Origin of the sequence: Streptomyces lydicamycinicus, from assembly GCF_000829715.2 — a bacterium.
Taxonomy (GTDB): Bacteria; Actinomycetota; Actinomycetes; order Streptomycetales; family Streptomycetaceae; genus Streptomyces; species Streptomyces lydicamycinicus.
The window spans coordinates 74,427-85,861 of record NZ_BBNO01000003.1 but is presented as its reverse complement, the minus strand read 5'-3'; the positions used below and the strand labels follow the sequence as shown (position 1 = coordinate 85,861).

Annotated in this window: 1 protein-coding gene; it reads right to left on the bottom strand. The window is 72.0% G+C overall.

The window, feature by feature from the left end; all coding sequences use genetic code 11:
- Nucleotides 1–4: 4 nt before the first annotated feature.
- A complete protein-coding gene (locus TU31_RS09600) occupies nucleotides 5–10,870 on the bottom strand; it encodes an SDR family NAD(P)-dependent oxidoreductase (protein ID WP_370682724.1) in 10,866 nt (3,621 codons plus the stop codon).
- Nucleotides 10,871–11,435 lie beyond the last annotated feature (565 nt).

Below are 11,435 nucleotides of genomic sequence, written 5' to 3'. Positions count from 1 at the left end.
GCGATCAGGACTTTCCGAACTCCTGGTCGAAGAAGTCCAGTAGTTCATCGGCGGAGGCATCCCGGATATCGCTGTGGGTATCGCGTTGATCCGTTGCCGAGCCGCCGTCGCGATACCTGCTCAAGGCCCGCTCAAGGCGTTTCGTGATGGTCGTTCGTTCACGGCTTTCCGTTTCCAGCGTCAAAAGAGCGTTTTCCAGCTTGGTGATGGTCGCCAGCGCCGTGGCGACCGCATCGGGTTCGTCATCGACGAGGCCGGTGAGAATGTGGTTCGCCAGTGCCGCGGAGGTCGGGTAGTCGAACACCAACGTGGCCGGCAGCCGCAGCCCGGTCTCCGCATGGAGGCCGTTGCGCAGCTCCACCGCGGTCAGTGAATCGAAGCCCAGCTCGCTGAAGCTCTGATCCGCGTTGACCATGTCGGCACCGGAGTGCCCCAGCACCATGGCCGTGTGGTTGCGCACCAACTCCAGCACCACGGCGGCACGTTCGGCGGGCGGCACCTCCGCCAGCCGGTCGCGCAGGGACTTCGCCGAGGCGGGCCCGGCACTCACCGTACGGCGTGCGGGAGCACGGACGAGGCCGCGCAGGACCGCGGGCACCTCCCCGGCCGCCGCCACCTTCTTGGCGTCCAGCGCGACAGGGATCACCACCGGGGTTTCGGCGGCGCCCACCACGTCGAAGAGCGCCACGCCCTCCTCCGAGGACATCGGCGGCAGCCCCTCCCGGTTCATCCGCCGCAGATCGGTCTCGGTGAGCTTCCTGGTGAGGTCGCTGCGCTCCGACCAGAGCCCCCAGGCCAGTGACAGCGCGGGGAGGCCGTGGGCGTGCCGGTGCTCGGCCAGCGCGTCGAGGAAGGTGCTCGCCGCCGCGTAGTTTGCCTGTCCGGGTGCGCCGAGCACCCCGGAGGCCGAGGAGAACAGCACAAACGCCGACAGGTCCCGTTCCTTGGTGAGTTCGTGCAGATTCCAGGCCGCGTCGACCTTGGGCCGCAGTACGGTCTCGATCCGCTCCGGGGTCAGCGCGCCGATCAGTCCGTCGTCCAGCACCCCGGCGGTGTGCACCACACCGGTCAGCGGCGCGTCCGCCGGTATCCCGGCGAGCAGTGCGCCCAGCGCGTCGCGGTCGGCCGCGTCACAGGCGACCACCTCCACGTGGGCACCGAGCGCGGTCAGCTCGTCCCGGAGGCGCGCGGCTCCGTCGGCTGCCAGGCCCCGACGGCCGGCCAGAATCAGCCGCTTCGCACCGTGCTCGGCGACCAGGTGCCGAGCGACCAGACCGGCCAGCATGCCGGTGCCACCGGTGATCAGCACCGTGCCGTGACCGGCCCATACGGGTTCCCGGTCGGTGTCCACCGGCCCGAACCGGGCCAGCCGGGGAGCGGCGGCGACCCCGCCACGCACCGCCAGTTGCGGTTCCGCCTCGGCCAGCAGTCCGGGCAGGGCCCGCAGCGACGACACCTCGCCGTCGACGTCGGCGAGCACGATCCGGCCCGGGTTCTCGGACTGCGCGGAGCGCACCAGACCCCAGACGGGGGCGAGCGCGAGATCCGGGCTCTCACCGGACGCGGCGACCGCGCCTTGGGTGAGAACCACCAGTTTCGCATCGGCGAACCGGCTCTCGGCCAGCCAGCTCTGCACCGTCCCCAGCACCTGGTGCACCGCCGAGCGCACGGCATCCGGCACCGCACCCGCGCCGGCCGCCGGGACCGGCAGCAGCACGTACTCCGGCACCGTGTCCTGCTTGCCGAGCACCACCAGATCCGCCGCGGTGCCGGCCTCGATACCGGCGGCACGCAAGGAGCCGGCGAACTCGTCGGCCGCGGGCCCGACCACGGCCATGGACGTCTCGATGACTCGGCCGGTGAGGCCGGGCAGCTCCGTCCAGTCCAGCCGGAAGACCGCGTCCCGGCCGCTGCCGGCCGCCCGCAGCTGGTCGGCCGAGACCTCACGCATCACCAGCGACTCGACGGTCGCCACGGGAACCCCGGTGGCATCGCTCACCTCGACCCGCACACCGCTCTCGCCGGCCTTGCTCAGCCTGGCGCGCAGCGCGGTGGCGCCCACCGCATGCAGCTGGACCCCGGTCCATGCGAACGGCAGCCCCGGCCCCTCGTCGCCGTGGGCTTCGCCCAGGCCCACCGTGTGCAGCACGGCGTCGAGGAGTGCCGGATGCAGACCAAATCGGCCCGCCTCTCCGACGGCCTCCTCGGGCAGGGCGACCTCCGCGAAGATGTCCTCCCCGCGCCGCCACGCCGCTCGCAGCCCCTGGAACACCGGGCCGTACTCGTAGCCCGCCTCGGCGAGCCCCCCGTAGAACCCGTCCACCGGAACGGCTTCCGCACCGGCAGGCGGCCAGGACTCCTCGCCGCGCGCGGCCGGCGTGCCGGTGCCGACGGCCAGAGTGCCGGTGGCATGCCGGGTCCACGGCTGGCCGGCCGCTGCGTCCTCGTCACGGGAGAACACCGCGAGGTTCCGGCGCCCGTTCTCGTCGGGCTCACCGACGGTGACCCGCAGCTGCACCCCACCGGTCGGCGCGATGATCAGCGGACTCTCCAGAGTGAGTTCCTCCAGCAGATCGCAACCCACCTGGTCCCCGGCACGGATGGCCAGTTCGACCAGCCCGGTGCCCGGCACCAGCACCGTGTCCAGCACGCTGTGATCGGCCAGCCAACGGTGCGTGGCCAGCGACAGCCGTCCCGTGAACAAGAAGCCGTCCGAGTCCGGCAGCGCCACCGCGGCACCGAGCAGCGGATGGTCCGCCGCGCCCAGCCCCACCGAGGACACATCCCCGGCGCCGGACGAGGTCTCCAGCCAGTAGCGCTGTCGCTGGAAGGCATAGGTGGGCAGGTCGACCCGCCGACCGGCCGGGAGCAGGGTGCTCCAGTCCACCGGGACGCCGTGCGCCCAGAGCTGGCCCAGCGATTGCGCGAACCGGGACCAGCCGCCTTCGTCGCGGCGCAGGGTGCCCGTCACCACGACGGGGCTGCTCGCTTCCTGTGCCGTGTCCTCGATGCCGGGCGTCAGTACGGGGTGCGCGCTGCATTCGACGAAGACGCCGTGCCCGTCCGCAAGGAGGGCCTGGATCGCTTCCTCGAACCGCACGGTGTTGCGCAGGTTCTCGAACCAGTACGCAGCATCCAGCTCCTCGCCCGATATGAGCGAAGCATGCACCGCCGAATAGAACGGGATACGGCCCTGACCGGGGCGCACCTCGGCCAGCACGGTCGCCAGCTCCTCGCGCAGCAACTCGACCTGCGCGCCGTGCGAGGCGTAGTCCACCGGAATCTTCCGGGCCCGTACGTCCTGCTCGGCGCACTCCGCCAGCAACTCCTGCAAGGCATCGGGGTCGCCCGAAACGACCGTGGCGGACGGCCCGTTGAGGGCGGCCACGGAGAGCTGCTCACCCCACTTGGCAATGCGCTCCTGGACTGCCTCGCGGGAGCCGGCGACGGAGACCATACCGCCGCGTCCGGCCAACACTCGGCCGATGGCCTGGCTGCGCAACGCCACCACCCGGGCGCCATCACGCAGGGACAAGATCCCGGCGACGCAGGCCGCGGCAATCTCGCCCTGGGAGTGCCCCACCACGGCAGCGGGCACCACGCCGCAGTCCTCCCAGACCGCGGCCAACGACACCATCACCGCCCACAGCACCGGCTGCACCACATCAACGCGCGTCAGCATGTCCTCGTCGGACAGAACCTCATCCAACTTCCAGGACACGAACTCCGACAGCGCCGCACCACACTCAGCCATCCGCCCCGCGAACACCGGCGACGCAGCCAGCAGTTCATCCGCCATACCCAGCCACTGCGAACCCTGACCAGGGAACACCAGCACCGCACCAGAAGCTGCCGTAGCCGCCACACTGCCCTGGACCACACCGGCACCATCCAGGCCACCGGCAAACCCACCGGCGAGCCCACGCAAACCGCTCAGCAACTGATCCTGATCGGCGCCGACCACCACGGCCCGGTGCTCCAACTCCGCCCGCGAAGCCACCAGCGAGAAGCCGACATCGGCCACGGACAGCTCCGGGCGCTCCTCCACAAAGGACGCCAGCCGGTCTGCCTGCGCGACCAACGCCTGCTCCGAACGCGCCGACAGCACCCACGGCACCAGGCCGGCAGACGCGCCCCCGGCAGGCCCGGTCGTGTCCGGTTCCACGGCCACCGGCTCAGCCACCGGCGCCTGCTCCAGCACCACATGCGCGTTCGTCCCGCTGATGCCGAACGAGGACACACCGGCCCGCCAGGGTTCACCGGTCTTCGGCCACTGCCGGAGTTCGGTCAGCAGCTCGACGGTGCCGGCGGACCAGTCGACGTGCGGGGTGGGCTCATCGACATGCAGGGTCTTCGGCAACAGGCCGTGCCGCATGGCCAGCACCATCTTCATCACCCCGGCCATACCGGCGGCGGCCTGGGTGTGCCCGATGTTGGACTTGATCGACCCCAGCAACAGGGGTCGGTCGGCAATCCGTTCCCGGCCGTACGTGGCTATCAGCGCCTGGGCCTCGATGGGGTCGCCCAGGGTGGTGCCGGTGCCGTGGGCCTCCACCGCGTCGACCTGATCGGCCGTCACTCCCGCGTTGGCCAGGGCCTGTTCGATGACGCGCTGCTGCGAGGGGCCGTTCGGTGCGGTGAGGCCGTTGGAGGCGCCGTCCTGGTTCACCGCCGTGCCCCGGACCACCGCGAGGACGGTATGGCCGTTGCGCCGGGCGTCCGAAAGGCGCTCGACCAGGACCATGCCGACGCCCTCGCCCCAGCCGGTGCCGTCCGCCGCCGCGGCGAAGGCCTTGCAGCGGCCGTCCGCCGACAGGCCGCGCTGCCGGGAGAAGTCGACGAAGGTGTCCGGAGTGGACATCACCGATACGCCTCCGGCCAGCGCCAGGGTGCATTCCCCGGTGCGCAACGCCTGGATGGCCCAGTGCAGGGCGACCAGCGAGGAGGAGCAGGCGGTGTCGACGGTCACGGCGGGGCCTTCGAATCCGAAGGTGTAGGAGACCCGGCCGGAGAGGACGCTGCCCGCGCTGCCGGTCCCGACATACCCTTCGAGGTCCTCGGGGATCTGGCCGCTCGGCGGGGCGTAGTCGTGGTAGCTCACTCCGGCGAACACGCCGGTTTTGCTGCCGCGCAGGGTGGTCGGGTCGATGCCCGCGTTCTCGAAGGCCTCCCAGACGGTCTCCAGCAGGATCCGCTGCTGGGGGTCGGTGGCCAGCGCCTCGCGGGGATTGATCTCGAAGAAGCTCGCGTCGAAATCGGCGACGTCGTAGAGGAATCCGCCTTCGCGGGTGTAGGTCTTTCCGCTGCGGCCGGGGTCCGGATCGTAGATGCCCTCGACGTCCCAGCCGCGGTTCTCCGGGAAGGCGCTGATGGCGTCGCCGCCGGAGACCAGCAGGTGCCACAGGTCCTCGGGGGAGGCCACCTGCCCGGGGAACCGGCAGGCCATCCCGACGATGACGATGGGGTCGTCGTCGGTCGCCGGCGCGGTGGACCGCACGGCGACGGGCGCGGCCGAGGCGCCCAGCAGCTGTTCCCGCAGATGCCGGACCAGGGCGACGGGGGTGGGGTAGTCGAAGACCAGGGTCGCGGAGAGGCTCAGGCCGGTCGCGGTGTCCAGACGGTTGCGCAGTTCGACCGCGGTCAGGGAGTCGAAGCCGAGGTCCCGGAAGGCGCGGGTGGTTTCCACCGCGCCGCCGCCGGCGTATCCGAGGACCAGGGCGATCTGGGCGGTGACCAGGTCCATCAGGGCCCGGTCCTGGTCGGTCTGCGGCAGCGGGGCCAGCCGTTCCCGCAGGGAGTCGCCGGTGCCGGCCCCGGCCGCCGCGGCGGTGCGCCGGCGGAACGGGACCAGGCCGTGCAGCATCGGCGGGAAGTCACCGGTGACGGCGAGGACGTTGATGTCCAGGCGGACCGGCACGACCAGCGGTGCGCCGGAGCGGACGGCGCCGTCGAACATCCGCATGCCCTCGTCGGGGGTCTGCGCCACGATTCCCTTACGGGCCATCCGCCGCAGGTCGTTCTCACCGAGGCCGCCGGCCATCCCGCCGCCGTCCTGCGCCCACAGGCCCCAGGCCAGCGAGACACACGGCAGACCGAGGCCGTGGCGGTGTTCGGCCAGGGCGTCGAGGAAGGCGTTGGCCGCCACGTAGTTCGCCTGTCCGGGTGCGTCGAAGACGCTGCACGCGGCGGAGAACAGGATGAACGCGGACAGGTCGAGGTCGCGGGTCAGCTCGTGGAGGTTCCAGGCCGCGTCCACCTTGGGCCGCAGCACCTTGTCCATGCGCTCCGGGTTCAGCGAGGCGAGGACGCCGTCGTCCAGGACACCCGCGGTGTGCACGACCCCCCTTAGCGGGGCGTCCGCCGGGACGGTCGCCAGCAGGGCGGCCAGCGCCTCCCGGTCGGCGGTGTCACAGGCGGCGATGGTCACCCGGGCGCCGAGTGCGGTCAGCTCGTCGCGCAGCTCCGCGGCGCCTTCGGCGGCCATACCGCGCCGGCTGGTCAGCAGCAGATGCCGGACGCCGAGGTCGGCCACGAGATGGCGGGCGGTGATCGCGCCCAGGCTGCCCGTGCCGCCGGTGACCAGCACCGTGCCGTCGGCCGTCCACACCGGCTCCGGTTCCCGCTCGGGAGCGAGCAGTTGGGCGAGGCGGGGTGCCGAGACGAGACCGCCGCGGATCGCCAGCTCCGGTTCACCGGCGTCGGTCACGGCGGGCAGCACGTCCAGGGACCGGGTGTCGTCGTCGATGTCGACGAGGACGAGCCGGTCGGGATGCTCCGACTGCGTGGAGTGCACCAGGCCCCAGGCCGGTGCCGTCACCAGGTCGACGGGTTCCTCCGCCACCGAGACCGCGCCGCGGGTGAGCACCACGAGCCGGGTGCCGGCGAACCGCTCCTCGGCCAGCCACCACTGGAGGCGGGCCAGCAGCTGATGGGTGGTTTCCCGTACGGCATCGGGCACGGCGCCGGACGTGGCCCCGATGACCGGCAGCACCACGGTGTCCGGTACCGGGGCGTCGGTGTCGTCCGGGTCGAGGACGGAGGCGCCCAGGGCGGCGGCGAGGGCGGGATCGTCGCCGAGCACCGCCCAGGAGCCGCCGGTCCGTTCGGCGACCGGGACGGGGGTCCAGTCCAGCCGGTACAGCGAGTCCGAGGGGTTCGCGTCGGTGGCGAGTTCGTCGGTGGTCACGGCGCGGCGGGTGACCCGGTCCACGGAGGCGACGACGGCGTTGTCGGCGTCGGCGGCCACTACGGAGAAGCCGTCCGCACCGGCCGGGGAGATCTTGACCCGCAGAGTGGTGGCGCCGACGGCGTGCAGCCGGAAGCCGGTCCACGAGGCGGGCAGCCGGGGGCCGTCGGCGGCGGACTCGGCCCGGCTCAGGGTCTGGAGCACGGCTTCCAGCAGGGCGGGGTGCAGCCCGTAGGTGTCCGCCTGGGCGGCCGGTTCGTCGGGGAGGGCGACCTCGGCGTACAGGTCCTCGCCGCGCCGCCAGGCCGCGCGGACGCCCTGGAAGACCGGCCCGTAGCCGAAGCCGGTCGCCGCCAGCTCGTCGTAGAGGCCCTCCACCATGAGGGGTTCGGCGTCGGCCGGGGGCCAGGCGGTCTCCGGGAAGGCGGGCGCGGGCGCGGTGGCCCCGGCGGCGAGGACACCGGTGGCGTGCCGGGTCCAGGGCCGGGTGTCCTCGGCGTCCTCGGGCTTCGAGAACACTGAAAGTTCCCGTCGGCCGTGCTCGTCCGGCGCGTCCACGGTGAGCTGGATCCGCACGCCGCCGCGGGCGGGCAGAACCAGCGGGTCGAGCACCGTCAGTTCGTCGATCAGCGTGCAGCCGGCCTGATCACCGGCCTGGACGGCCAGCTCGACGAGGGCGGAGCCGGGCAGCACGACGGTGCCCAGGACGACATGGTCGGCCAGCCAGGGGTGGGTGGCGAGGGACAGCCGGCCGGTCAGGAGGAAGCCGTCGGAGCCGGGCAGCGGCAGCACCGCGCCGAGCAGCGGATGGTTTCCCGCCCCGAGCCCGGCGGAGGTCACATCCGCGCCTCCGGCGGCGCCCTCCAGCCAGTAGCGGCCGCGCTGGAAGGCGTAGGTCGGCAGGTCCACCCGCCGTCCACCGGGCAGCAGGGCGGCGCAGTCCACGCGGACGCCCCGGGTCCACAGCCCGGTCAGCGCCTTCAGCAGTGCCTCGGGGTCGGCGAGCGGTGTGCGCAGGCTCGGCTGGAAGGTGACGGTGTCGTCCTCGGGCAGGCAGTCGCGTCCCATGGCGGAGAGCACGCCGCCGGGGCCGAGTTCGAGGAAGGTGGTGACGCCGTCGGCGTGGGCGGCCTGGATACCGTCGTGGAAGCGGACGGCTTCCCGGACGTGCCGCACCCAGTACTCCGGGTCACGGAGTTCGGCGGGGTCGGCGAGACGGCCGGTCACGTTCGAGACCACCGGCAACCGTGGCTCGGAGTAGGTGAGTTGCTCGACGACCGTGCGGAACTCCGCCAGCATCGGGTCCATCAGCGGCGAGTGGAAGGCATGGCTGACCCGCAGCCCCTTCACCTTCCGGCCGCGCGACTCCAGTACCGCGACCACCTGCTCCACCGGCTCCGCGGCGCCGGAGATCACCACCGATGCCGGGCCGTTCACCGCTGCGATACCGATCCGCTCGCGGCCCTCCAGGAGCGCGCGCACCTCGTCCTCGGAGGCGGCCGCGGACACCATCACGCCGCCGCTCGGCAGGGCCTGCATCAGCCGCCCGCGGGCCGCGACCAGCTTCGCCGCGTCCGCGAGCGACCAGACACCCGCGAGATGGGCCGCGGTGACCTCACCGATGGAGTGGCCCAGCAGCACGTCCGGGACCACGCCGTAGGACTCGACGAGCCGGAAGAGGGCGACCTCCAGCGCGAACAGTGCCGCCTGCGCATACTGCGTCTGGTGGAGGAGTTCCTCCTCGCCGCCGCCGGGTGCGGCCCAGACGACCTCGGTCAGCGGGCGCGGCAGCAGACCGTCGAACTCCGCGCACACCTCGTCCCAGGCCCGCGCGAACACCGGGTACGCCGCGTGGAGTTCGCGGCCCATGCCCAACCGCTGTGCGCCCTGGCCGGTGAACAGCGTGGCGAGCCGTCCCTCGCTCACGGCCCGCGGCTGCTCCGTGTCCTCGGCCAGCGCCCGGAGTCCGGCGAGCAGTTCTTCGCGGCCGGTGCCGGTCACCGCCGCGCGATAGTCCAGTCCGGCGCGCGTGGTCACCAGCGAGAAGCCGATGTCGACCGGGTCCAGTTCGGGACGGGACGCCACATGGGACGCCAGGCGCCCGGCCTGCGCGGCGAGCGCCTCCCGGGAGCGGGCGGACAGCACCCAGGGGACGAGCCCGGTCCCGGACGCCGCGGTCGCCGGTACGTCCTCCGGGTCCGCCGGCTGCGCGTCGTCCGGCTCCGGCTCCGGTGCCTGCTCCAGTACGACATGCGCGTTGGTGCCGCTGATCCCGAAGGAGGACACCCCCGCCCGGCGGGGGTGGCCGGAGTCCGGCCACTCGCGTTCCTGGGTGAGCAGTTCCACCGAGCCGGCCGACCAGTCCACATGCGGCGAGGGCTCGTCCACGTGCAGGGTCTTCGGCAGCATCCCGTGCCGCATGGCGAGCACCATCTTCATCACCCCGGCCACACCCGCGGCGGCCTGGGTGTGCCCGAGGTTCGACTTGATCGAGCCCAGGTAGAGCGGCTGCTCCTCCGGCCGGTCCTGCCCGTACGTGGCCAGCAGTGCCTGCGCCTCGATCGGGTCACCCAGCCGCGTGCCGGTGCCGTGGGCCTCCACCGCGTCCACATCGCCCGTGGACAGCCGGGCGTTGGCCAGCGCCTGCCGGATCACCCGCTGCTGCGCGGGGCCGTTCGGCGCGGTCAACCCGCTGCTCGCACCGTCCTGGTTGACCGCGGAGCCCCGCACCACGGCAAGGACCGGATGCCCGTTGCGCCGGGCGTCGGACAGCCGCTCCACCAGCAGCACTCCGGCACCCTCGCCCCAGCCGGTGCCGTCCGCGGCCGCCGCGAACGACTTACAGCGGCCGTCCGCGGCGAGACCGCGCTGCCGCGAGAAGTCGATGAAGGTCTCCGGGGTGAACATCACGGTCACCCCGCCGGCCAGCGCCATGCTGCATTCGCCGGCCCGCAGGGCCTGAATCGCCCAGTGCAGCGCCACCAGGGAGGAGGAGCAGGCGGTGTCCACCGTCACCGCCTGGCCCTCCAGGCCGAAGAGGTAGGCCACGCGGCCCGAGACGACACTGGAGTCGGCACCGTTGCCCTGGAACGCCGCGATGTCCTCGGAGACGCCGGAGACGCCGGAACCGTAGTCGTGGTACATCACGCCGGTGAACACGCCGGTCTTGCTGCCCCGCAGCGAGGTCGGGTCGATTCCGGCACGTTCGATGGCTTCCCAGGACACCTCCAGCAGCAGCCGCTGCTGTGGGTCCATCGCCACCGCCTCGTGCGGGGATATGCCGAAGAACCCCGGATCGAATTCCGCCGCCCCGTGGAGGAATCCGCCCTCCCGGGTGTACGAGGTGCCGAGGTGCTCGGGGTCGGGGTGGTACAGCGAGTCCACGTCCCAGCCGCGGTCGACGGGGAACTCCGAGACACCGTCGGTCCCGGCGGACACCACGTCCCAGAGTTCCTCCGGCGAGGACACCCCACCGGGATAGCGGCACGCCATTCCTACGATGGCGATCGGCTCGGACTCTTTCCGCTCGGTTTCGGTCAACCGCGCCCGGGTATCCCGAAGCTCAGCCGTTGTCCGCTTGAGGTACTCGAGCAGCTTTCCCTCGTTGTTCGCCACCGTATTCCACTCCACTGAATCGGTCGGAGGACCTTTACGTCGATGACACCGAAAGACACCGAACGCCACGACACCGCTGCGGCGCACACGGCGGCGGCAGACCCTGCCGCGCCGGGCGCCGCATCATTCGCCCTGATGAGGGCGCGCATTGAGGCCGAGCAGTCGGCTTCCCAAGAATTCCAAGCTCGACAGATCCCCCTTCGACTCACTGCGGGCCACGCTACGGAATCGCCGGTGGGTACTCCAACCCCTAGCCCTCCCCTAAGGGATATCGCGCAACCCTGAGATAAGGGTGGGGCGATGATGGCTGATCAGGGGTTGATACGGCGGTCCCGGTCAGGGTCGCGGTGAATTACCCGGTGTACGGGTGTGAAGCGGAGAAGTTCCGTGCGTGGATACGGGTCGCAAGGAAGGTCGGGTGGCGAAATACCGGCCGCTGCTCCCGCGCGCTCCAGGCCCGCCGGCAGCCCCACGGCCGTACCGCTCAGCAGCGACGGCGCGACCATTTCCCCTGCTCACGGCAGCAACGGAGACATGGGCGCCTCCTGGGCGCCAGGGCCGGGCAACGAGCGAAGCGCACAAAATCCCACTTCTCTTGCGGCTGTCAGGTTAGAGCCGGGATCCACGCGCCGGC